Annotated in this window: 26 protein-coding genes; 10 read left to right on the top strand and 16 right to left on the bottom strand. The window is 39.4% G+C overall.

Going from position 1 to position 23,863, the window contains the following annotated elements; all coding sequences use genetic code 11:
- Positions 1–74 precede the first annotated feature (74 nt).
- Positions 75–1,352, bottom strand: coding sequence for a serine--tRNA ligase (serS, locus tag PQ477_RS14060; RefSeq protein WP_274272240.1), 1,278 nt, complete (start codon positions 1,350–1,352; stop codon positions 75–77).
- Positions 1,353–1,656: 304 nt separating this feature from the next.
- On the opposite strand from serS, the gene PQ477_RS14055 reads away from it, so the two are divergent.
- The gene (locus tag PQ477_RS14055) at positions 1,657–2,508 is read left to right on the top strand and encodes a LysR family transcriptional regulator (RefSeq protein WP_035396736.1); all 852 of its coding nucleotides are present in this window, start codon (positions 1,657–1,659) and stop codon (positions 2,506–2,508) included.
- Between the two features lie 63 nt (positions 2,509–2,571).
- Here the strand turns inward: PQ477_RS14055 and PQ477_RS14050 are convergent, their stop codons facing one another.
- Complete coding sequence (locus PQ477_RS14050) at positions 2,572–3,081, bottom strand: YhcN/YlaJ family sporulation lipoprotein (RefSeq protein WP_274272238.1); 510 nt, start codon at positions 3,079–3,081, stop codon at positions 2,572–2,574.
- A 216-nt stretch (positions 3,082–3,297) separates the two neighbouring features.
- Between PQ477_RS14050 and PQ477_RS14045 the strand changes: the two genes are divergently transcribed.
- On the top strand, positions 3,298–4,218 hold the full coding sequence (locus PQ477_RS14045) for a patatin-like phospholipase family protein (RefSeq protein WP_144558578.1): 921 nt from the start codon (positions 3,298–3,300) through the stop codon (positions 4,216–4,218).
- A 45-nt stretch (positions 4,219–4,263) separates the two neighbouring features.
- Here PQ477_RS14045 and dsdA read toward each other — a convergent pair whose 3' ends face one another.
- Both dsdA and PQ477_RS14035 read right to left on the bottom strand, forming a co-directional pair.
- On the bottom strand, positions 4,264–5,553 hold the full coding sequence (gene dsdA / locus PQ477_RS14040; RefSeq protein WP_274272236.1) for a D-serine ammonia-lyase: 1,290 nt from the start codon (positions 5,551–5,553) through the stop codon (positions 4,264–4,266).
- Positions 5,554–5,668: 115 nt separating this feature from the next.
- Positions 5,669–6,532, bottom strand: a complete 864-nt coding sequence (locus PQ477_RS14035) for an HD domain-containing protein (RefSeq protein WP_274272235.1) — start codon at positions 6,530–6,532, stop codon at positions 5,669–5,671.
- 142 nt (positions 6,533–6,674) lie between these two features.
- On the opposite strand from PQ477_RS14035, the gene PQ477_RS14030 reads away from it, so the two are divergent.
- On the top strand, positions 6,675–7,148 hold the full coding sequence (locus tag PQ477_RS14030; protein WP_035396739.1) for a GNAT family N-acetyltransferase: 474 nt from the start codon (positions 6,675–6,677) through the stop codon (positions 7,146–7,148).
- 67 nt (positions 7,149–7,215) lie between these two features.
- Positions 7,216–7,449, top strand: coding sequence for a hypothetical protein (locus PQ477_RS14025; RefSeq protein WP_035396741.1), 234 nt, complete (start codon positions 7,216–7,218; stop codon positions 7,447–7,449).
- 73 nt (positions 7,450–7,522) lie between these two features.
- Here PQ477_RS14025 and PQ477_RS14020 read toward each other — a convergent pair whose 3' ends face one another.
- On the bottom strand, positions 7,523–8,209 hold the full coding sequence (locus PQ477_RS14020; protein ID WP_144558575.1) for an LrgB family protein: 687 nt from the start codon (positions 8,207–8,209) through the stop codon (positions 7,523–7,525).
- Positions 8,206–8,574 carry a CidA/LrgA family protein gene (locus PQ477_RS14015; protein ID WP_060705219.1) on the bottom strand — a complete coding sequence of 123 codons (369 nt, stop codon included), beginning with the start codon at positions 8,572–8,574 and terminating at the stop codon, positions 8,206–8,208. Before PQ477_RS14015 ends, PQ477_RS14020 begins: the two co-directional genes overlap by 4 nt.
- Before the next feature lie 122 nt (positions 8,575–8,696).
- On the opposite strand from PQ477_RS14015, the gene PQ477_RS14010 reads away from it, so the two are divergent.
- Positions 8,697–8,882, top strand: coding sequence for a hypothetical protein (locus PQ477_RS14010; protein WP_035396743.1), 186 nt, complete (start codon positions 8,697–8,699; stop codon positions 8,880–8,882).
- Positions 8,883–9,065: 183 nt separating this feature from the next.
- On the opposite strand, the gene PQ477_RS14005 is transcribed toward PQ477_RS14010, so the two are convergent.
- The 3 genes from PQ477_RS14005 to PQ477_RS13995 all read right to left on the bottom strand — a co-directional run bounded on the left by PQ477_RS14005 (position 9,066) and on the right by PQ477_RS13995 (position 11,077).
- Positions 9,066–9,467, bottom strand: a complete 402-nt coding sequence (locus tag PQ477_RS14005) for a hypothetical protein (RefSeq protein ID WP_060705218.1) — start codon at positions 9,465–9,467, stop codon at positions 9,066–9,068.
- A gap of 84 nt (positions 9,468–9,551) precedes the next feature.
- Positions 9,552–10,010, bottom strand: a complete 459-nt coding sequence (locus tag PQ477_RS14000) for an NUDIX hydrolase (protein ID WP_274272231.1) — start codon at positions 10,008–10,010, stop codon at positions 9,552–9,554.
- Positions 10,011–10,318: 308 nt separating this feature from the next.
- Entirely contained in the window at positions 10,319–11,077 is a 759-nt protein-coding gene (locus PQ477_RS13995; RefSeq protein WP_035393329.1) for a TrmB family transcriptional regulator, read from the bottom strand.
- Positions 11,078–11,206: 129 nt separating this feature from the next.
- On the opposite strand from PQ477_RS13995, the gene PQ477_RS13990 reads away from it, so the two are divergent.
- A complete protein-coding gene (locus PQ477_RS13990) occupies positions 11,207–12,388 on the top strand; it encodes an MFS transporter (RefSeq protein WP_144558574.1) in 1,182 nt (393 codons plus the stop codon).
- An 81-nt stretch (positions 12,389–12,469) separates the two neighbouring features.
- Here PQ477_RS13990 and PQ477_RS13985 read toward each other — a convergent pair whose 3' ends face one another.
- Positions 12,470–13,756, bottom strand: coding sequence for an MFS transporter (locus tag PQ477_RS13985; RefSeq protein ID WP_035393150.1), 1,287 nt, complete (start codon positions 13,754–13,756; stop codon positions 12,470–12,472).
- Positions 13,757–13,910: 154 nt separating this feature from the next.
- Between PQ477_RS13985 and PQ477_RS13980 the strand changes: the two genes are divergently transcribed.
- A complete protein-coding gene (locus PQ477_RS13980) occupies positions 13,911–15,209 on the top strand; it encodes a helix-turn-helix domain-containing protein (protein ID WP_035393151.1) in 1,299 nt (432 codons plus the stop codon).
- A 289-nt stretch (positions 15,210–15,498) separates the two neighbouring features.
- Complete coding sequence (locus PQ477_RS13975; protein WP_035393152.1) at positions 15,499–16,995, top strand: glycosyltransferase family 2 protein; 1,497 nt, start codon at positions 15,499–15,501, stop codon at positions 16,993–16,995.
- Positions 16,996–17,069: 74 nt separating this feature from the next.
- Here the strand turns inward: PQ477_RS13975 and pdxT are convergent, their stop codons facing one another.
- Together pdxT and pdxS are read right to left on the bottom strand one after the other, a co-directional pair.
- On the bottom strand, positions 17,070–17,645 hold the full coding sequence (pdxT, locus tag PQ477_RS13970) for a pyridoxal 5'-phosphate synthase glutaminase subunit PdxT (RefSeq protein WP_144560432.1): 576 nt from the start codon (positions 17,643–17,645) through the stop codon (positions 17,070–17,072).
- 1 nt (position 17,646) lies between these two features.
- A complete protein-coding gene (pdxS, locus tag PQ477_RS13965) occupies positions 17,647–18,534 on the bottom strand; it encodes a pyridoxal 5'-phosphate synthase lyase subunit PdxS (RefSeq protein ID WP_274272228.1) in 888 nt (295 codons plus the stop codon).
- Between the two features lie 120 nt (positions 18,535–18,654).
- Here pdxS and pdxR point away from each other — a divergent pair, with 120 nt between their 5' ends.
- Positions 18,655–20,058, top strand: coding sequence for a MocR-like pyridoxine biosynthesis transcription factor PdxR (pdxR, locus tag PQ477_RS13960; protein WP_144558571.1), 1,404 nt, complete (start codon positions 18,655–18,657; stop codon positions 20,056–20,058).
- A gap of 26 nt (positions 20,059–20,084) precedes the next feature.
- Here pdxR and PQ477_RS13955 read toward each other — a convergent pair whose 3' ends face one another.
- Complete coding sequence (locus PQ477_RS13955; protein ID WP_144558570.1) at positions 20,085–20,651, bottom strand: NADPH-dependent FMN reductase; 567 nt, start codon at positions 20,649–20,651, stop codon at positions 20,085–20,087.
- Positions 20,648–21,706: an LLM class flavin-dependent oxidoreductase gene (locus tag PQ477_RS13950; RefSeq protein ID WP_144558569.1), complete on the bottom strand. Its 1,059-nt coding sequence runs from the start codon at positions 21,704–21,706 to the stop codon at positions 20,648–20,650. Before PQ477_RS13950 ends, PQ477_RS13955 begins: the two co-directional genes overlap by 4 nt.
- A gap of 129 nt (positions 21,707–21,835) precedes the next feature.
- Here PQ477_RS13950 and PQ477_RS13945 point away from each other — a divergent pair, with 129 nt between their 5' ends.
- Complete coding sequence (locus tag PQ477_RS13945) at positions 21,836–22,168, top strand: winged helix-turn-helix transcriptional regulator (protein ID WP_144558568.1); 333 nt, start codon at positions 21,836–21,838, stop codon at positions 22,166–22,168.
- A gap of 38 nt (positions 22,169–22,206) precedes the next feature.
- Here PQ477_RS13945 and aroD read toward each other — a convergent pair whose 3' ends face one another.
- Together aroD and PQ477_RS13935 are read right to left on the bottom strand one after the other, a co-directional pair.
- Entirely contained in the window at positions 22,207–22,971 is a 765-nt protein-coding gene (gene aroD / locus PQ477_RS13940; protein WP_274272227.1) for a type I 3-dehydroquinate dehydratase, read from the bottom strand.
- 60 nt (positions 22,972–23,031) lie between these two features.
- A complete protein-coding gene (locus PQ477_RS13935; RefSeq protein WP_035393156.1) occupies positions 23,032–23,760 on the bottom strand; it encodes an IclR family transcriptional regulator in 729 nt (242 codons plus the stop codon).
- Between the last annotated feature and the right edge of the window lie 103 nt (positions 23,761–23,863).

The raw sequence follows: 23,863 nt of genomic DNA, 5'->3' as shown, positions 1-23,863 counted from the left end.
CTCCCCCATTTACCGAATTATTCTGAAAGAATAAAAGAAAAAAGGACGTCGCCCTATTAAAGGCGACGTAACCATTAGAGCTGAATCGTAGTTTTCCCGTACATATATTTCTGCAAAGCCTTAGGAATGGCAATTGAGCCATCTTCTTGTTGATGATTTTCTAATAACGGAATCAAAATTCTAGGTGTTGCGACTGCCGTATTATTTAACGTATAGCAGTATTGAAGTTTTCCATTTTCGTCACGATAACGAATGTTTGACCGTCTCGCTTGGAAATCTGTTACGTTTGAAGAAGAGTGGGTTTCACTATAACTTTCACGACTCGGCATCCACGTTTCAATATCATATTGTTTATGATTTTTTTGAGACATATCGCCTGTACAAACAGCCACCACTCGGTACGGAAGTTCCAATAAGTTTAATATTTCTTTTGCAATCTCGGTAATTTCTGATAAGAGACGATCGGCTAGTTCTGGATCATTCTTGCAAAGAACAACTTGCTCAACCTTCGCAAACTGATGGACACGGTATAAACCCCGAACATCTCTTCCAGCAGATCCAGCTTCTCTTCGGAAACAGTTTGATACTGCACCTAAGCGAATTGGTTCCTCAACATCGACAATCTCATTTCCATAAAAACCAACAAGGGGTACTTCCGCAGTACCTACTAGATACTTATTGTCTTTCTCTAGATGATACGTCTGCTCTTTACCATCTGGAAAAAAGCCTGTACTATATAATACTTCTTCGTTTGCCATTAACGGTACGTCCATAATGGAGAAACCACGCTCATGTAATAAATCGACAGCCAACTGCTGAACCGCTCTATGTAAAAATAGTCCTTGGTTCTTTAGCACATAATTACGCGTTCCAGCGATTTTCACGCCTCGCTCCACATCAAACATTTCGTGAGCCTGTCCTAGTTCCATGTGATCTTTAGGTGTAAATGAAAATTGTGGGATCTCCCCGACTTTTTCTAATTCAACATTATCTTCGTCAGAGTTACCAACAGGTGTATCTTCAGAGACAACGTTCGGAATTAAATTCATTATGTGTAAATAAGACGTTTCAACCTCTTGGTATTCGGTCTCTAACTCTTTAATTGATTGGTTCAGAAGACGGACTTCTTCTTTCTTTGCGTCCATTTCCTCTTTTTTCTTTTCTCTTGCTAATTCACCGATCGCTTTTGTTTGTTGATTGCGCTCTGTTCGGTAGCCTTCAATCTTCTGAATAAGTTCGCGTCGCTTTTGATCGACTTCAATGAGTTCATCTACTGGGACGTTTAACTTCTTTTGAACTGCCGTTTGTTTAATTCTGTCGGCATGATCCCTTATAAATTGAATATCTAACATGTGTAAACCTCTCTCATTCTAATTTCTCACTCGTATACATTGTAAACGACTAGTAATCATTATGTACATTTTAGCACACCACTATAGCTTTCACACGTAAAAATATGCTTTTCCTTTACACAATCAACCTCTTTACATACATTCATTTAAAAAACACGCTTTTTTCCAGAAAAAAGTGGTTTCGTTTTGCGGAAAGAAGGGTATACATTTGAGCTAACTTTTTCTGATATAGTGTGTGTAGCTTGAACGCGAAAAAAGTTGGCACAAAAGCCCAATAACACCTGTTACTAAAAAGGAGACTTAAATGGACATTCGATATTTAGAAGCGTTTCTAACGATTTCTGAAGAAGGCAGTATTTCGAAAGCCGCTACTCGACTGGGGTTAACCCAACCCGCTGTTAGTCGACATGTAAAAGAATTAGAAAAATCTTTAAACAAAACGTTGTTTATTCGCTCACACGAGGGGATGACATTAACAGAAACAGGACAACTTTTCTATAATGAGATGCAGCCCATTTGGCATGAACTACAGCGTAAACTCCATCGCTTTGTACCAAAAAACGCGGTTCGCTTAGGTGTTGCACCTTTTATTTCGTCCACGTATTTACCCCAAACTCTTACATATGAAGCCTCAAAAATGAACATCACGTGCACATATACACGAGATAACTGCCTTGAATTTATACCGATGCTAAAAAAAGGAGACATTGATGCTGCAATTTTTGAAGACTATCCTTCTCATGAAGGCTTTTACTCGACACTCGTTAAGCATGATGAATATCAAGTTGCCATAGCTGAGGACCATCCACTTGCTGATTGTGAAGAACTCTCGCTTGAGCAATGTTTTTCATACCCACAAATTGTTCCACCAAAAACAAGTCGCTTTTATCAAATGTGGCATACATTATGCGAGAAAAACGGTTGGAAAAAAAGGGATATTCATAGCCTCCCTTACCGATCCTTTCTCTATTCTTTGACACAAAACCATGCGGTAGCTATCATTCCAAAGTTGATGGTTGAACCACCTTGGAATCGACATTTTCTATTCAAACGTCTCTCTAATTGTCCGTTCACTCGGGACTTATACCTTTTCACTTCTAAGAAATCTTACTTAAAACCTCTTCAACAAAGTTTAATACATACGCTTCAAAGGTAAATAAATATTTGTACACTAAATAAAAACCTACAGATAATAACCTGTAGGTTTTCCTTTTCACTACTATCGTTTTGTTGTTGGAAACATACGATGAACCATTTCCATAAATTCATCTGCAAAACCACTTACAGGTTCACCATTCTCAATTCTGTCACCGTAGCCTTTCATCCGTTCCACAAAATCAGGGTTTGAAGAAACATGAACATCACTAAGATTGTGATCAACTTCCATTGCTTTGTCAGCAATTTTTTGCTTCATATCGTCTGATACATCATGTGATTCGTCATCCATTGTCACAGCAATATATGCTTGGCTTCCCATCACGATTGCCGCTGCATGATGAACACCATCTAATTCACGAACGCTATCAGCCACTTCACCCGAAACTGTCATATGTTGTTCACCATGATCATTCATGCCGTAGCCTTGGTTTTCAACACTATCTTCACCAGGTTCATTCATTTCCATATCATTATCTGGTGAATTCATATCATTATTATCGTTGCCTCCACATGCGACTAACGCTGTTGCAACAAAAGTAAGGGCTAAAGAATGCAATAGATATTTCTTCATTTTCATTCAACTCCATTATTCATATTTTGTTTCACTCTTAGTTTGGCTTTCTACTAAAAAAATTATGTATATCATGAAGATTTTTCTAATTTTTTTTTGATTTTTGCTGAATGCACTCCTCTTTAATGGAAATGAAACACTTTTTTTACTGCTGGTTCATAGAATATGAGTAGACAAGTTCCTTCGTTAACTTGTTGAAGTGAAAGGAGGCATACAATGAAAGTCGATGCAGTTTTTGAAGGTGGAGGCATTCGTGGTATTGCTTTTGCTGGAGCAATTGAATCAATGGAAGCTCATGGTGTGCAATGGCAGAAATTAGCTGGAACTTCTGTAGGGGCTATTATTGCCGCTCTTCTTGCAGCAGGATATACAAGTAAAGAAATAAATGAACAGTTAAAAGTATTAAATTTTAAAGATTTACGAGGGAAGAATTGGGTCAATCACATCCCTTTTGTTGGAAATTTTATTAATCTCGTGTTTTATTTAGGTATGTATAAGAACGATTATATTGACGTGTGGCTCGAAGAACTATTACGGAGGAAAAACATTCGAACCTTCGCAGATCTTCCACCTGAAAAACTTAAAATCATTGCATCAGATATTAGTAGCGGACAAATGATCATTTTTCCTGACGATTTAAACCGTTACGGTATGAAACCAAGTGATGTAACGATTGCTCAAGCAGTGCGAATGAGTACATCTATCCCCTTTTTTTATCGCCCTGCTAGATGGAAGCTGGCAAACAAAAGTAAGGCGTATATTGTTGATGGCGGCTTACTAAGTAATTTTCCGATTTGGCTGTTTGATGTTGAAAATCCTCGCTACCCAACCTTCGGCTTTCGCTTTTTGAAAGATCGAATTGAAGGGGATGCCATTATTCCAACGCCAATACATTTAGCACAGAACATTGTCAAAACGATGATGCAAGCTCATGATATGAGACATTTAAGTGATGAAACGAGAGATCGCACAATACAAATTTATACCGATTCCATCACAGCAACCGATTTCCTACTAACGGATGAGCAAAGCGATTATTTGTTCGAGTCTGGTTATCAAGCAGCTGAACTCTTCTTGTCTACATGGGATTTTGATGCGCACAAACAGCTTCGTTCTAGGAAAAAAACACAAAAATAGGGATACGTCTTATGGACAAGTATCCCTTTTTTCAAAAAGAATGAGTTAATTTAATAGTGCTTTACCTATTTCGTAATCATGCTGCATTTGGTTAGTTGGTACCATACTACCACCTGTTGCCCAAGCTAGATGCACAGCATCTTTTGCTGAATTGGCAACCTGTACAGGTCCGAATAAAGCTGTAACTGCTGACGGCTCGAGAGCTATTTCTTCTTGATCAATGAGCATCGCTAAAAGCTTATACATCGTCTCATCATTTACCGTATAGATACCTCCAAGAATTGGCTCCATCACCTTTCCGACAAAGCCTGATGGTCGTCCTACCGCAAGTCCATCTGCAATCGTTCGATTGTCAATTCCTATATCTTTCACGTGAATATTTTCATGTAATCCTGTCATCATTCCAACAAGCATACAAGGAGAGTGGGTTGGTTCTGCAAAATAACACGTTACGTTCTCACCAAATACTTGATGCAGCCCATATGCTATTCCACCAGGTCCTCCACCAACGCCGCAAGGTAAATAAACAATTAAAGGATGATCGCGGTTAATGGTAATACCTTTTTCATCAAGCTGTTTTTTTAAACGCAACGCTGCAACGGCATAACCTAAAAAAAGCGTCGTCGAATGCTCATCATCAATAAAGTAGCTGTTCACGTTCGCTTCTGCTTGTTTCCTCCCCTCCTCCACCGCCAAACTATAGTCTTGATCATGTTCAACAACGTGCGCTCCTTTTTGCTGCAATAACGCTTTTTTCCAAGCTTTAGCATCGCTTGACATATGTACAATAACGTTAAACCCTAACTTTGCTCCCATAACACCAATACTTAGTCCTAAATTCCCTGTCGAACCCACGACAATTGTATAGCGAGACAATACGTCTTGATATGTAGACTCTATTAACTTCTCATAAGACTCTTCTCTTGAGAACACGCTTTCCTCAATAAGGATCTTTTCCGCAATCGTCAAAACCTCATAAATGCCCCCTCTTGCTTTAATCGAACCTGAAATTGGAAGCAAGTGGTCACCTTTTAGAAACAAACTACCGTTAATCGTAACCTGATAATACTCTTCAAGGGACTGCTGAAAAGAGTCGATTGCCAATAGTGGCGACTCTAACAATCCGTTCGTTCGTTCTGTTTCTGGAAACGCAAGGGATATATAAGGAGCAAACCGATTTAGTCGAGCTTCTGCCTCTAAAATCGCCTCCATGGATAATGTATGGTTTTTTGTAATGGCCTTCTTTCCTTTAGACGTGTTAATCCACAGATATTCTTCTAATGCTGTAAGCTTAGTTAAATTAGGAAATGCTTTTAATAGCCGTTCTCGGGTCATCTTATTCCCCTTTCTGCAATCGTCACAATAGCACCTGTTGTTGATGCTTTTTTTGTTTGAGCATGTAGCTCTCTCACTAACGTAGATTGAGTAGAAGCAGATACACATCCAGCTCCTAACCGCACGTCGGATCAATGACTCTATATTTTAATTTTATATGCTTAGCTTTTAAGTGAAAATGAGACGGTGAGAGCGGCTTCTCAAACGCTGTTAACAGCGCCTGGATGGTTTCATGTTGACTCAGCCGTAACTGTTCCAAAACATCAAAATCGGTTTTAACTAAGTCATCGAGTGTCACAATTCCTGCTTCTAAACTTACTGATAAGATATGCGCAAGCTGCTGATTAGCAAAAACGTTCGTTGGATGTAAAAAAAATTCAACGGTTTCTTTAAAATACATAGATGCAAACCATTCTGCCCAGCTTAATTCTTCGCAAACGATATTCCCATCGACCACAACCAATTGATTAAGAAATGCATCAACATCCTTTAAGGAAATCACACCATATGAATAAAGATCACGCAACGTATAATCAATCCGATCTACACATAAATGAGGCAGTGACCTTTCTAGAAGCGTCCACTTTTTATTGGAAAATAAAATGGACTGGGCGTTATAACCTGCTTGATCGATTAGATCAGGTATGGTTGTTCCTTTTACAAGTCTTTCATAAAGAGTCTCATGATAGTTTTCATCCTTATTACCTAGAACATAATCAATTACATGGGAAAAGGCTGTATGTGATAGATCGTGTAATAAAGCGGCTATTTGCTCTTCAACGCCTCCACCCAATTTACGAACAAGCAGCATTGCTCCAATGGAATGCTCATACCTTGTCACGTTCCATTCGGGTTTCACAAGAAAGCAACCGCCTGCCTGATGTACTTTTTTTAAACGTTGAACTGGTGGACTAGCTATTAATGTTTCTAGAACTGGTTCAAGCTTAAACATACCATAGAGCGAATCGTTAATGACCAAAGAATGCACCCCCTCTTACTCTATTATGTCATAATTAACCATGTCTTCGCTTCTTCTATCTTGCATTCTTTTGTCGCAAAGCTGTACAATAGTTGTCATAATCTTCTAAGAAGCTTTAACCATTAATGATAGGAGCATAGCTATGATTATTCGAGAAATTCAAGAACAAGACAACCAAGATGTAGAACAATTAATTCGAACTTGTTTAATTGAATTTGGCGCAAATAAACCAGGAACTGCGTGGTCAGATCCTGATTTAAGCCGTTTTTATGAGCTGTATCAAAAAGATAAAACGCAGTACTGGGTAGCCGTTAAAGATGGCCGTATCATTGCTGGTGTTGGAATTGGCGGTGTATCTGGTTTTCCTACTATATGTGAACTACAAAAGATGTACGCCTTACAAGAAGCTAGAGGGACTGGTGTTGCAGAGCAATTATTAGAGGTAAGTTTAGCCTTTGCTAAGCAATATTATGAAGCATGTTATCTCGAAACAATTCATACGATGCATGCTGCGAATCGTTTTTACCAAAAGCATGGTTTCCAGAAGCTAGATGAACCTCTACTTAAAACAGAGCACTTCTCTTGTGATGCTTGGTACATGAAAGCACTACAATAGCAACAGCTATGTTTAATATCTCCTACATTTGGATATAGGAACAAAAACCGCTTAAGGAGGAGATGACATGGCAACATACAATTCATTAGATGTTGGAGTCCATTATAAAGCGACAGACTTAGATCAATTCGTGAATAAAAAAGATGTTGTTCTTTTATCTTCAAACGAAAATCACCTTTTTTCTGATCCCGAACGGGAATTCAAAGTCACTCAAAGCTTTGATGGATTCTTTGAGCACGCTTCAGATAATGGTGAAAAGGAATATCGATCTAAGAAAGCGTATGTGTTAGAAAAAGTATAGGAATTTCTGTTCCATTGGCTAAAGCTAATGGAACTTTTTAATTGAAAGAAGAGCGTGTTTTCACACACCCTCTTTAAAAGATCCATATGAAAATAGGAATCAAAAGGGATGCAACGATAGCACTTAGTGTCATAGCAATGGAACTCATCGACAGAGGAATGTTCCCATACTCAGCTGCTTTAGAAATTCCCATGGCGTGAGATGCACCCCCGAGTGCAATGCTTTTACCATATAGACTCCTTATACCTGCTTTTTGCATGACCCATGGTCCAATGAGAATACCGCTAAAGCCTGCCACAAGGACAAATGTGGCTGTTAACGGTGGCAATCCGTGTAAGGCTGCAGAGATTTCCACTGCTACAGGTGCTGTAATCGATTTTGGAAGGACTGTCGCAACGAGGGTCTCATTGAATCGAAACAAAAGCGCCAACCCATACACCGTACTGAACCCTAAAAAAACACCAATGGATACGGCGCCACCAATCATAACGCTATAGCGTAGAACAAGAACGCGTTGCTTGTACAACGGAAACGCTAATGCCACAATAGCAGGTCCCATTAAACGACTTAACCATTCTCCTCCAATTAAATAGTCTTCATACGAAATATTAAATAATAGTAAGATGAGTAAAATAAACACGGTCGATGTCACGACAGGCAACAGAATGGGATAGGGGTAGCGTAAGTAAAGCTTCCGAAACAAGAAATAGATGACAACCGTTGCAGCAACAATGGCTATAGCTATTATTGGATACATCATTCGTCCCAATCACCTCGACTTCTTTCATACCATTGACAGAAATGCCCGATTCCAATCATCGATAGCAACGTGCTGACTATAACAGATAGGAATAGAAGAAATCCAGTCGTTGATAGAAGTTCCGGATATTGCATAACCCCTAAATTAAACGGTATAAACAAAAGGGGTAACACGAATAATAACGCGGTGGCTCCTGTCTCGACCCAGCTTTCTGGAATTATTTTTGTGCTCAATAATAACAGCAATAAAAGAAACCCAATGATTGAACCTGGAATAGTAAGATTCAGCCAACGGGATAAGAAATCTCCAAACGCGGAGAGTCCATATAAAAATAGAACCTGTAGCAAAAGCTGTAAAGTTTTCATAATCCCCTGTTCTGTTGTAACAGGCTCCCTCCTTCATTTAGGTAAGACAATGTGGTAAGCTTTGATAAAAAGAATATGCTAGAATCATAGCATGTTTTCGATTAAAAAGGGGCACTTCTACTATGTTACCTGTCTTCCTGATCGCCGCCTGCATTTGTATCGCTGGCCTTGTTCTTACGCTTGTATCGATGAACCGAACAGATACAAACTACAGCAGTGAGCGTAGCATTAAAACATTTTCTTGGCTTTATTTTTTACTCGTTCCCATTGCACTAGCTTTTGTTGTTTTACTCGCATTTCTTTTATAAGAATAGAAATGAAAAGCGAGAATGTCAATGACGACACTCTCGCTCCCCTTTACTAGTTCAATGCTTTATGAAGAATGACTTCTACTGTTAGGCAATCTTTGCTTAGACGACTCTTCAAAGTGTTCATGTTTGTCGATAAAAAATGCCTTAATATAAAGTGATGCCCCATATAAGTAAATGCTACTAATTTGATGGGCGGTGCCAGCGATTAAATTGCTCTTGCATCTTCTTCATCTCTTTATGCACTCGGTTTAACTCCCCTTGCATTTGCCTCATTTGTGTATACAAATACATCGCATATTCCTGCTGATCACCAACTGGGCTGCGAAGTCCACCAGTTTGTGCTGCCTCAGCTGAAAAGAATGTCGCTGCTTCTTGCGCCTCTTCATCAACGCTTGATGAAGCATCTCTTTGTCTTGAAATGTCACGTGCAATCGTAACGCCGACAAACCCTAGCGCAGAAGATATGGTACTTAATATCGTACCTAGATAGATCATATCTTCAGATAGTTCTAATAAGCTTTCCAAATATTGTTCATGGGGATCGTTGTAATTATTTTTACCAGTCCCCTTATTTTTCGCCATGACACACCCCTCCCAATAAGAGTGTTGTATCACTATCTTATGTTCACTATTCTAAAATATTGCTTGAGATCTCCATATAATCTTTCAACGGAAACTCCCTTTCATATTGTTTCGATAATCGGCTAGACAATCCATATGCTGCTGATTGAAGAGAGGCGGCGCATTCTCAGGGTCAACAAAAGCAAGTTCAACTGTTTCCACTCCATCCACATTCAAACTCCCTTTGACTGGATAGCCTTTAAAGAAATGCAGAACGGTTTGAGCCCGATCACCGTTAAGATATGTAGTAAAATAATCTGAATATACGCCGATAAGATAGTCAATTTCAACATGTAAGCCCGTCTCTTCAAAAACTTCTCTTTTGGCACAACCTGCAAGGGATTCACCTATTTCCATGGCGCCCCCAGGAAATCCCCATTCGTTATAATCCCCTCTTTTTTGAAGAAGAATTTGCCCCTTCTCGTTCACTACACAAATACCAGCAAAATTAAGAATGATTGGAGCCGACCCTACTTTGTTTCGAATCATCTTGATATAATCCATCTGTTGACACCCTTTCTTGTTAATACAAAAGGCTGTCTTGTGCACTTAATGCCAATGAGACAGCCATCTATTTACTATTTCGGTAATGACGCTTTATTAAAATAAGGTTATGTGCCAGTAATTCCTCCTAAAAAGCTTGTGGCATTTCTGTTGTCAACCTGTGAAGATCTTGTTGATTCCATGCCTCTTTAATGGTTACTTACGGCTCTTCTAATTGAATGGTCCGAAACATAGTTCCTAGTGTAGTTGTTCCCAATTCAATTTGATCTGTAAATATAACAGCCATCTTTCCTTTTAACGATGACCCATTAATATTTCAACTTTAACAGCATGTCCTTTACCTCATCATCTGTCATAATGAGCTCATGATATCGCTGGGTAATTTTAGTAAGCACTACATCGTGATAAAAGAATTCCGTAAAAAATGTCACGAGTGGCTTCGATTGGGTTCGAATGGCCTGCCACCCGTGTTCTTCAATCCCAGCAAAGACCATTTCCTTTTCATCTACAATTAAAATCCGGCTTCTTTCTAAAGAATCGTGTCCATGGGTTGGGATTAAAACAGACATAGTTGGAATTACCGTTTGAATCGTTCCTATCGCATGCAAGTGCACCTCCCGCCCACTGTGATACACTTCCTCAAGCAAAGGAAGAAAGGCTTTCATTTCGTCCGCCCAAAGAGATAAATGAATGGATTGTTTGGCTCCTTCCATTAGCTCTTTCATAATAGACAAGATTGATTGATCCTCTCGTAATGTCCATACCCGATCGTCAACTTCTATTTCTTCAACTTCAATTTTCTTTAACTCTTCAATATTTGCTTCAAAGTTTGCCGTTAATTTCTCTATTAAAGCCTCCATCGGAAGACCAGTATATTGCCGCTTTTTCTCCACAAAGGCTTCGAGAACAACTCCTTTTTCAATCAGTTTTGTAATAACCTCATATACTTTCGAACGCGGCACACCTGACCGCTTCACAATTGCCGTAGCATCTAGAGGCTGATTGACTGTAATTAATGATGTATACACTTGACTCTCATATTGGGTGAATCCAAATTGTTGTAGCAACCTAATCAACCTTTCTTTCTCATTATCCCTTTCTTTAGGATAGACCAAACTCTATAAACATTTCCACTTGTAGAGAGATTTACATTTATGTTACTCTTCTAGTGGTAACAAAATAACGAGAGGTGTTTTATGAATAAACGTGTTTACTTACTAACCATCGTCTCTTTTGTCGTTGGTCTTGTTGAACTTATTTTAGGTGGCATTTTACACTTAGTTGCATCCGATTTAAACGTTACATTGGGACAAGTCGGTATGCTGATTTCCATTTTTTCATTTGTATTCGCGTTATCAGGGCCCATTCTTTTATCCGCTACAGCGAAAATAGAACGAAAGAAGCTAACACTCATTACATTAGTGGTATTTTTATTTGCGAACATTCTTGCTGTCGTTAGCTCAGGCTATTGGATTTTACTACTCGCTCGAATGATTTCCGCAATGAGCGCAGCGCTTCTCATTTCACTGTGCGTAACCATTGCATCAAACATTGTTAGTGAACCATACCGGGCACGTGCAATAGGTATTGTTTTTATGGGCGTTAGCGCTTCTCTTGTCTTAGGCGTTCCGATTGGTTTACTGCTTGGAAATGCTTTTGGTTGGCGAGCACCATTTATCCTGATTGTTCTTTTAACAGGTTTATCCATTTTATTTGTTGCGCTATTTATGGAAAAAATCACTCCAAAGCCAAGTATTCCTCTCATTCAACAACTAAAATCATTAAAAAACACGAAAATTATACTTATTCAACTAACGTCCTTTTTATTTCTTGCAGGACATTTAACACTTTATGCTTATCTAACACCCTTTTTACAATCAATCGGTATTGATGGAAATTGGATTAGCATGATGTATCTTCTGTTCGGTATTGCCGCTATTATTGGCGGAGGTATTGGTGGCCTACTTTCTGATCGATTCGGCCCGCAAAAAACCATTATTGGTGTCATCTCTCTTTTTACGGTAGCCATCTTTTCCATACCGTTGACTACAGCATTTATGCCCCTTTTTATTGTTGTCATGATGGTTTGGAGTCTATTAAGCTGGGCGATTACTCCGGCGATGCAGAGCTATTTAATTGCTTCTGCACCAGAAACATCTGATATTCAGCAAAGTTTAAATAACTCCGCACTCCATTTTGGTATTGCTTTTGGTTCCATGAGTGGCGGACTTGTCATCGAGAGAAGTACCGTTGAAATGAATGCCATTGTCGGCAGCCTCTTCGCTTTACTCGCTCTCATCGTAATTGGATTCTCAATGAAAAAATCTCTTCAGCCAAAACCACAAGAAGCTGATTTAGCCTACAAAAAAGCCAATTAATTAATCAATTGGCTTTTTTCTAAATCACCCATTACCGTTTGTGTCTCTTCATTTCTTGAGAAGCACCAACCGTTAAATGTGTTACATATACATGTTCTCTACAATTTTTGTTTTTGGAGGATGTAACTCAGGATGAGCCGATGACATGATTTTCTTTCGCAACAAGTAAAGGGTCACAGCTAAAAGTAACACCCCTGAAGGAAGCAGGGTTCCAATTGGCCCTAAGAAATCATACATAAATCCATAGAGGATAAAGCTAAGTGGCATGAGTGCAGTAGCACCTGTTTCTAGAATGCCAAATACCCTTCCTTTATATTGATCACTTACCCGTTTTTGCAGCAAAACACCAATGGGTGTATTCACATATGTAATGGAAAAACCAATAAGTAGCATAACCATACTATAAAAAATCACTATCCCATTGTAAGGAATAAAGACTATTAACGGTAATACGAATAGCGTCATTAAACACGAAAAAGCAAGTAGACCTTGCTTTACATTCATTAACGGAAATACCACATCTTTCTTTATTGAAAAATAGAGTCCTCCAAGTAATGCCCCTCCTGCTAAGATCCCTTCAATGATGCCAAAATGGCGAGTGTCGATTTGCAAGGTTTCAACGAGAATAAACGGCATGCCAATTAAAAGAGCCCCAGTAAAAAAATTGACAACTAACGCCATTCCAACGATTGTCCGAATAATTGGTTGCTGATGAATAAAGAGAAACCCCGCTTTCATTCCTTGCCACATGTTCTCCTTCTTCTCTTCCTTTGTTCGCTCAGACCCATAAAGTGTAAAATCCATTGTCGCTTCCACGCAAACAGCAAGGAAAAACGCAATAATGAAAATCACTAAAAACACTTGAATAGGCGAAAAGGCAAAAAGCATCCCTCCAATAATCGGCCCCCCAATCGTTGAAGATGAGACGACCATCTGATTAATCGCTGTTGCTTTTTGAATACGTGCCTCATCTACCAGCCGCGTAATAGAAGAAGTAAACGCAACCCCAGTAAACATTTGCGAAATGGTAAGCAAAGCAGTTGTTGCATAAATGGCGATAACCGATAAACCACTCGTTATCGTATAAGCGAGTAGTCCCGAAACGATTAAAAGAGAAACCACTTGAGACGATAGAACGACTCCTTTTTTCGGAAAACGATCCGCTATATAACCAGCGAATGGAGCAAGAATCGTCCGCGGTAAAATAGTACAAATCATATTAATGGCGAAATTCATTGCAGAACCTGTCATTGTTAAAATAAATAAACTCATTGCAAAAACATAAATACTATTTCCAAACGACGAGATAAACTTACTAAACGCAAAAGTCCATAAATGATACGTTGCACGCTTTAATTTTACATCCATTCCAAGCACTCCTCTAATAAGTTTAATTTAATTAAACTTATTATATACAGATAAAATGAAAAAGAGCAACGCAAAAGTTTAATAATATTAAACTTTTATTTTTATTCTCAATCTTTTATAATGATATGAAACACGGAAAGAAAGGCGATCCGATATGAGCACATTAGGAGAACGAATCCGGCAATTACGCAAGCAACGTGGAAAAACCCTTGCAGAAGTGGCTGAAGGGCGTTTAACAAAAGGCATGTTAAGTTTAATAGAAAACAATAAGGCCCAACCTTCTATGGAAAGCCTTACTCACATTGCTGAAGCCCTTGAGACAGACCCTCAATCGTTATTAGCAGATGTGAATGTCATTACTGAAGCAGATTTAAGATCATTAATTATCCAATTAAAAGCTTTATTAACCAATCATCGTTACGATGACGTTGCTTCCCTCCTTACCCCTTTTGCAGGAATGACGTTGCCACATACGTATGAAGCTGCACAGTTCGTTCGGGACTTAGGGAAGGCGTATTTTTATAAAAGCCAATCTATCCATCAAACAGATACCGGTCTTTTTTTATTAGAAAAGAAAACGGTGAACTCTACAGTTGATGAAAATAATTGGCGCACTTATTTTGAAAATGCCGAACAACGTTTTATTGAACTTTCTTTTCTAGACGAAGCCGCAAATACCGCGCTTGACTATATTGAATACCTCACTTTTGAATTAGAATATGAAAAAGCAATAGAGCTATTTACTAAGAAGCAAGCGGCATACGCTGATCAGATAAAAGACTTTGATCCTCTCACCTTATCCAAGTGGAATTTCCAAGAGGTAGCGTTGCTTATGATCATGGGAAAATCAGATTTAGGGAGAAAACGGTTAAAGGAATCACTCACGTTTGCAATAGAAAAACGACAATTTTACAAGGTAGATCAATACTACCGCTTTGCTATCCATTTCGCAATGCTAGCCAAAGACGAAAAAGAAGTCAATTACTATTTGCATAAGCATCATCTATTAACAGAATTGTTGGAGGATGATTATTTAAAAAGTATCCATACCCTTAATAAAGCCATAGTAGCGATCATGTTTGAAAACAACCCTACCAAAGCGCTAGAAGTAATTAATGATAGAAAAAATTTTGTAAGAAAAGACGATACTTTAAGAATTCTATTTCAACACATTTATGGGCAAGCCTTATATGAACTTAAACGCTACAAGGAATCGCTTCACTATTTACCGTCTATCAATGAATACCCATTCCGTATCCATGTGCTGGATTTATCAATGCTCACAACGGCAGATGCCTATAAAGCATTATGTTACGCAAAATTAGGCGAGGATGAAAAAGCCCGCGTTCATGCAACAAAAGCAAAGGAAAGCATCCTGAAACAAAACTATGCAATCGACTATCATAAATCGTTTATCTTGCAAACGTACGATGATATTTTTAAGGAGGTGTAAGAAGTTGGTCTACCCAGCTTCTTTTTTAGGTTGATCATGCGATGATAGCTATGTACTGTAACAAATGAAACGTATTACAGACAAATTCACTTCTATAGACACTTATTCCGCCTCCTTTATTGGGTTACATTTCTGTTCCCAGACACAAAAACAATACTTTTTACCTATTTATACGTTAAATAAAAATTCTTATTGCTTAATTCATTTGAAATCAGCTACAATTTAGGCACAAAGAACCTTTTAATATCTCAATCAAGATATTGAAACAGGATAATAGGCGGGGTGTGCTATGGTTAAAAAGTATGTCCCAGTAATGAATGGCGCATTTATGAGGCCAAGGATTGTTGCTTTCATTCCTGCACATAATGAAGAAAAGTCCATTCGAGATTGCTTAGAAGGACTAGCTGATCAAGTACTACCAGCACATGTATTGCTTGATATCATTGTCATTGCAGATAATTGTACTGATCGGACCATTGAAAGAGCAATTCAAGCAGGTGAGGATTTAAAATTAACTGTCATTATTTTAAAAACCGAGAACAATAGTCAGCGAAAAGTTGGCGCATTAAACGCCGCATGGAAAAGTTTATATGGTGATCCTCTAAGCTTATATGAATACCATGTGTCGAGCTATCAAGAAAAATACAATCAATCTATAAAAGCGATTTTAGGTATGGATGCCGATAGTCGTCTTGCTCCAGGGGCACTAAAGCAACTTTGGGACGATCTTATGAGCGCCCGTAATATTGGCGGCGTCATGGCAAAATACACAATGCGTATGCCTAGGAAAAAAAGTCTTTTGTCTTTAGATGACCCTTATTATGAGCAAAAGTTAGAAAGCGGATTATATGGAGGGCCGATAGCAAGATGGTGGACGCACCAGCAAAAACAAGATATGACGAGCTGGTTGCTCACCTTGCAATATCAAGGTGGAAGTACTTACGTGTTAGGCGGGCAAGGTACATTGTTTCGACCCGAAGCCTTGCAAGACGTTGTTAATCGCAATAATTTAGATGGGCCGTGGCAAGATGACAGTGATGTTGAAGATATGTTGTTAACATGGCAACTTCAGCGAGCAAAGTGGAAAACGTTAATAAGCCCGTCGGCACGATGCTTTGTTGACTCTATGAGATCTTATCACACGTTCCGTCAACAACGCATTAAATGGTCGTCAGGTACTGTAGAGCTATTAACCAATCGAGAGTTAAATGTGTCAAGCTCACATATATTCCGGATGTGGGGCTCTCAGCTTCGACGATTGCTTGATTTACTCATCAGAATCCTGTTAATCATTTTAATTCCTTTAGCTTTAATGACAGATCAATTTCAATGGAGTTGGTTATGGATTATTCCTGTTGTCGTGGCTTCATTATTAAATTTAATTTTAGCTTTAAAAACGCCTATGCGACGCCCAATCGATGTGTTGCTAGCGATAACGCTTATCTCAAGTGAAATCTATCTCTGGGCTAACCTTATGACATTCATTCAGGTGTGGAAGGATCGCCTTTCGAAAAACAAAAAAGATGGCTGGCACAACCAGTATAGTGCCGAAAAAGGACAGACAAAAAGTAAATTGGTGGAAGGCATGAGTCTCGTGATCCTTTTACTCTCTCTTTTTATTTTCGTCTCAGTTTATTACCGCTCTTTTTTTACAAACCGAACGATTCAAGATATCGTTACTCCCTATCTTGAACTCGGTTGGCAAGTGTTAACTTACCTTACGATTCTTGTAACAATCATTATGATTCATCAGCTCTGGACATTAAGAAAACCAATTCGTGCCTAAATTTATTTTTATTCTTATCTTACTTAATACACTGTAAACATATTATAAAAAAAGAGGCCTAGTAAACTAGGCTTCTATTTATGTTCTTTTACCATTTGAATAAAGAGCTGATGCATCCTTGGGTCATCTGTTAACTCCGGATGGAATGAGCATGCAAGAAAGGGACCTTGTCGAACCGCTACAATTTCATCATCGTATTCACTTACAACCTCAACCTCTTTTCCTATCTCCTGAACAAGAGGTGCGCGAATAAAGACCGCTTCTACATATTCTGAAATGCCCATCACAGATAAATGGGCTTCAAAACTTTCTCGTTGTCGCCCAAATGCATTGCGTTCGACGACCATATTAATAAACCCTAAATGGCCTTCTTTTTGATCGGTAAGGGAGCGAGCCATTAAGATCATGCCCGCACATGTACCAAAAACAGGCCTTCCCTTTTTACCAAATGCTTTTAATGGCTCAAAAAAATGATCGTTGTCAATCAGGCGCCGCATCGTTGTTGACTCCCCACCAGGAATAATGAGACCATCAATTGCTTCAAGCTGCTCCACCCGCTTTACAGCAATACCAGTAGCACCGTTCTCTTCTATCATCTTAATGTGCTCGCTCACCGCACCTTGGAGAGCAAGTACCCCAACTTTCACCATACTACCAGCCACGATCCTGCATACGTTCTTCTGGCGCAATCGTTGAAATATCTAGCCCTTTCATAGCCGTTCCTAAATTCTTTGAAAGTCGTGCGATTAAATCATAATCTTTGTAGTGCGTTGTCGCTTCTACAATCGCGCGAGCGAACTTTTCCGGTGATTCTGATTTGAATATACCTGAACCAACGAACACCCCATCTGCGCCAAGCTCCATCATTAATGCTGCATCGGCAGGTGTTGCCACTCCACCAGCAGCAAAATTCACAACCGGAAATTGACCAGCTTCTTTGATTTGAAGCAGAATTTCATAAGGAGCACCAATATTTTTCGCTTCTGTCATCAATTCATCAGTTGACATGTGAATCACTTGTTTCATTTGAGCCTGCATTTTCCTCATATGACGAACAGCTTCTACAATATTCCCTGTACCTGGTTCTCCTTTTGTACGAATCATAGATGCCCCTTCACCAATCCGACGCGCAGCTTCGCCGAGGTCACGAGCGCCACATACGAATGGTACAGTAAAGTCGCGTTTATTCAAATGATAGACTTCATCTGCTGGTGTTAACACTTCACTTTCATCAATGTAATCTACACCCATTGCCTCAAGAACTCGTGCTTCTACAATATGACCGATACGCGCTTTTGCCATAACAGGAATGGAGACAGCTTGAAGCACCTGTTCTGTAATTGTTGGATCAGCCATACGAGCCACACCACCTGCTGCACGTATATCAGACGGTACACGCTCTAATGCCATAACAGCAACTGCTCCTGCTTCCTCCGCAATTTTTGCTTGCTCTGCATTAACAACGTCCATGATGACGCCACCTTTTTGCATTTGCGCCATTCCTTGTTTGACTCGATCTGTCCCTAACATACGTTCCATCTTGTCCACTCCTTTTTGATTGCATTTTTCAGATTTATTTCATAGTATAAAAAGAAACTGACTGTATTGTAAGTGCCAGTTTTAAAAAAAATAATGGGTTCAGATAAGAGGGACGATAAAATGGATTTACTATGGGTACATTTAGACCGAGAGGCTACGACACCTCTTTACGAGCAACTTTATTTGCACGTAAAAAAAGAAATTACAGCTGGACGAATTGATCATGGTACGAAACTACCATCAAAACGAAAGCTTGCCGAATTCTTAAAAGTAAGCCAGAATACCGTGGAGTCCACGTATAACCAGCTCGTTGCAGAAGGATATGTGGAAGTGCTGCCACGGAAAGGTTTTTTTGTGCAGGCATACGAACAGCTTGACTATGCACCTGTTTCTTCCAAGTATACAACAACTAGCGTAACGGAATTGTCACCTATTCGATTCAACTTTCATCCTACGCATATCGATACACGTTACTTCCCATTTGATAAGTGGCGCAAATATGTACGTCAAGTCGTCGATCCATCAAATCAACAATTACTTTTACTTGGAAATGCTTCCGGCGACCAAGTGTTTCGGCAAGAGATTGCCAATTACCTTTATCATTCCCGTGGCGTCCAATGCACATGGGATCAAATTGTTATCGGCGCTGGGATGGAGACATTAGTGCAGCAACTCTTTCTCTTATTTGGTAAGAAAAGTGTTTATGGGATAGAAGACCCTGGATATCAACTTATGCGCAAGCTATTGCGACATCATCCACACGATTTTTATCCGTTTACTGTTGATGAAGAAGGTGTAGATGTACAGGCACTCACTCAATCACCTGTTACGATTATGTACACAACGCCTTCACACCACTTTCCTTATGGAGCGGTTTTATCTGTCAACCGACGTCAACAACTGTTAAAATGGGCAGAAGAAAAAACTGACCGTTTTATCATTGAAGATGACTATGATAGTGAATTTCGCTATAGTGGTAAAACCATTCCGTCTCTTCAAAGTATGGATAAGCATCATAAAGTAATTTATGTTGGCAGTTTTTCAAAGTCCCTTATTCCATCTGCTCGGCTAAGTTATATGGTGTTACCACAAACATTAGTTCCGCGGTATAACGATCTGTTTTCGTTTCATCATTCTACAGTGTCTCGAATTGATCAACATGTACTCACATTGTTTATGCGAGCTGGGGATTTTGAAAAGCATGTAAACCGTATGCGAAAACTATACCGTCGGAAGCGTGACATTGTTTTACAAGCCATGAAGCCGTATGAAAATCAATTATCAATTATTGGTGAGCGCTCTGGACTCCATATTGTCGTTGTGATTAAAAACGGTATGAGTGAAGAAGAACTTGTTCAAGCTGCAAACGATGTGCAAGTAAAGGTTTATCCGCTCTCGCACTATACGATTGAACAACAAGTTTCTCAGCATCCCCGTATTGTGCTTGGCTTTGCCAGTATTCCAGAGGAACAACTGGAAGAAGCTGTTACGACAGTCCTTCAAGCATGGAAATACACGAAATAAGAGGCTGGCTTTCGCCAACCTCTTATTTAAAAACCATATGCATCTTCTGCTTCTTCTCGTATCTTTTCAAATGTTCTTGTTAAAAGGTGTGTGTCTTCAACAAGACGTTCAATACGGAATCGTACATCATCATTCACTAATTGTTTTTGCTGGAAATCTCTTTCTTCTGCAAAAACAATGGTCTGAACAAGTTGTGCTTTCATATAGCTCAAAATAGGCTTGAGCTGTTGCTCTGCCACTAAATAGTGCTTTGAGCTACCAGCTGTTACAACAATACTTACTATTTTATTCTCGAAAGCATTAACAGGAAGCAAATCAAATACATTTTTCAACGCACCAGGGATAGACGCTTGAAATATAGGGGTCCCAATAATTAGCGCGTCCGCATCCATAATCGTACGTGCCACATATCCAGTATCTCCCGTATAATCAATAAACTGTCGACCGTCACTATAGTGAATGTTCTGTTCAGCCAAATCGATTAGCGTGACGTCCGTTGCCTCATCATAGGCATGTATGTGACGAACGACCTCATTCATAATGGTTCTTGTTTTTGATCCGACAACCGATCCAGATAACGCAACGATTTTCACGCCGTTTCCCCCTTTGTATATTTCCGAATAGCTGGTAGAATATCTGTTGCAATTAACTCTAAGTTTTTCTTTAATTCTTCAAATGGCACTCCACCGAAATCAAGCTGAGCAATGTAACGTTGATGGCCAAACAATTCGTATTGGTAAAGAATCTTTTCAATAATTTGCTGAGGACTGCCGACATTTAATACGTCTCGTACATCCTCTCCTTGTGCAAATGCTCGTTTTGAGAAGCCTGATCCGTTCGTTAATTTTATCCCTTCGTTCACACAAGGATAATAGGCACGCTGAGCTTCTTGCGTCGTTTCTGCTGCATAGAAAAGTCCAGCTGTGGCGATTGGGAATTCAGCTGGGTTATAGCCACTTTCCGTTAATGCACCGCGGTACGCATCAATTGAACGTTTAAACGCTTCTGTCGGACCAGCCAAGTGAGCAAGAAACATCGGCACACCAGCAATACCTGCTTTTATAGCACTTGCTGGGGTACCACCAACAGCACGCCAAATTGGCATTTTCCCTTCTAATGGTCGAGGTAAAACCTCTGCATCTCTAAGGGATGCTCGAAATTCACCATCCCATGTAACGCGCTCTTCTTTGTTAATTTTGTTCAGTAAGTCGAATTTCTCTTCAAATAATTCCTCGTAGTTGCGCAAATCATAACCAAGAAGCTCGTATAAACCTACGCGTGAAGCTCTACCTGCAATAATTTCCGCTCGTCCATTAGAAATTAAATCAATCGTTGCAAAGTCTTCATATACACGAACTGGATCAGATGTACTAATAATCGTAGAAGAACTACCTATTTTTATGTTTTTTGTTGCCTGCGCGATTGCCGCAAGTACAACAGAATGTGCCTGCGTCGCAAAGTAAGCTTGATGACTTTCACCAACACTAAAAAAATCTAAGCCAGCTTCATCTGCAAGCTTAGCAAATTCAATAATTTCATGAATGCGTTGCTGAGCAGAAATACGTTTTCCCGTATGTGGATTCGGAAGATGATCTCCTAGCGTATAAATACCAAATTCCAAACCATTTTCGTTTTTTATGCGATTCATGGAAATCCTCCTAAATTCATTAAGTTACATTGTTTGTATCTTCTTTTATTTTGCCTTATGATAAACACATTTAAAAGTACGTACTTTAACGAAAGAAGGTATACAAAAGTATACTAAAGGAGTCATTTTATGAACATTATACCTGACCAATGCCAAGTAAATCAGGCGTTGGAGATTTTTGTCGGCAAATGGAAACTGCTCATCTTACTTCATTTAATAGCCAATGGCACGACACGTTTTGGTGAGTTTCAACGAGCGATACCGAACATAACCCCAAAAGTACTCACACAACAGCTTAGAGAATTAGAAGAAGAAGACATTATTGAGCGACACGTTTATACAGAAATTCCGCCAAAAGTTGAATATAGCATTAGCACATACGGGAAGACGTTAGAGCCCATTTTTACGGCCATGCACACTTGGGGGCAAAACCACTTACTGTACAAACAATCGCATAAATAAAAAAGCATGTTTCCTATAGAAGGAAACGTGCTTTTCTCTTACACTTGACTCCCGTCGATTACATCGAGTACCCTTTCAAGTTGATCAATTGCGATTTGTCCTGGTGCAGAAGCTGTTTGACCGACAGCAAAACTAACGGCAGAACCGAAAGCACCGCCAAATAAGCGAGAAAGGGCTCCTTTAGGACCCATTGACATTGTGATGATGGGAATCGTTAATTCTCGATTTGCTTCTTCTGTCACTTCAGCAACAATTAACACATCATGAAGTGATTGTGGCATTAATGCAATTTTCCCTACGTCTCCACCTTCTTCTTGTGCTTGCTTTAAAACAGCCAGTAACGCTTCTTTTTCAGGTGTCTTTGAGAAATCGTGAAACGACATCACCGTTTGTATTTCTTTCTCCTTTGCCAGTGAAAGGATCGTTTCTTTCGCTTCTTCCGGGGAACTTAATTCCACATCGACGGCATCAATCACATCTGCTTTCATGACACTGACGTACAAATCAGTTACTTGTTCCTCATTTAAAGAAATGGGTTCTCCGCCTTCACGAGTAGAACGTCTTGTAAATAGCACCGGTATCCCCTTAGCGTTCTCCTTTATCCATTTCCCTGTTTCAATAACAGATTCTGTCTTGTGAAGCTCTTCAAAAAAATCAACACGCCACTCAATGAGCCCTGGCTGTTTCTTCGTAATAACGAAGAGTTCCTCTTTAATAGCCGCGAACGTTTTCCCTACAAGAGGGGCGCAGATTAGTGGACGTTGAATGTGTTCAGCTTCCATTTTCTTTATAATTGTTGACATACTCTTCTCCTTATTGACGTTACGTCTCTTTATCGTAAACGCTTTCTTAATTCGTTATGTTTAATCACGCTCTACTTGTGCTCGTACGTCTTTTAAACGTTGCTCAAATTCTTTAATCTTTTCTTTTGAGAACCGCTGAACAAGGCCAGAGATGGATAAACAATGGGTTACACTCCCATCACGATTCGGAACAGCTACTGCAACTGCCGCTAGACCAATTTCACGTTCTTCTATGCTAATAGCTATGCCTGATTCCTTAATTCGTTGAAGGTCAGCTAACCGTTCGTTTTGTTCGACTGTCGTTAAACCCTCTACCGATTTTTGCTTTCGTTGTTCAGACTGATAAGCAAGTAAGACCTTTCCCCCTGCTCCTGCATGAAGCGGTAGTAATTCACCAATTCGAACAGCATGACGAAGAGGCTGATACCCTTCAAATTGTAAGATACATACTCGTTTTCCTCGGTCAACTGTATACAAATTCACGGTTTCTAACGTCTCATCTCGAAGTTGCTTCATAAGTGGTGCCATAACATCTTTCAGCTGATAAGCATCTTTTGCAATTTGACCTAAATAAATTAATTTGGTACCTAGCTTATACTTCCCTGTTTTCTCATCTCTCTGTACAAGCATTTCTGTCTCAAGACTTGTTAGCAATCGAGTTGTTGTCGACTTTGCTAATTCAATTTCAGTTGCGATTTGTGTTAAAGAAAGCTCCTGATTTTGGAACGAAAAACAATCTAGTATGGATAATGCTCGTCGAACAGTTCGTAATGAATCACGTTTTTCCATTACTCTAAGTCTCCACCTTTTCAACAATTATTAACTAATCGTTTTGTTAAAAAGAGTGTACCACAACAGATTTCACATTTCTGAAATCATACCACGAAATTTT

The organism is Shouchella hunanensis (assembly GCF_028735875.1).
GTDB classification, from domain to species: domain Bacteria; phylum Bacillota; class Bacilli; order Bacillales; family Bacillaceae_D; genus Shouchella; species Shouchella hunanensis.
This window is presented reverse-complemented; position numbering and strand designations above follow the sequence as displayed.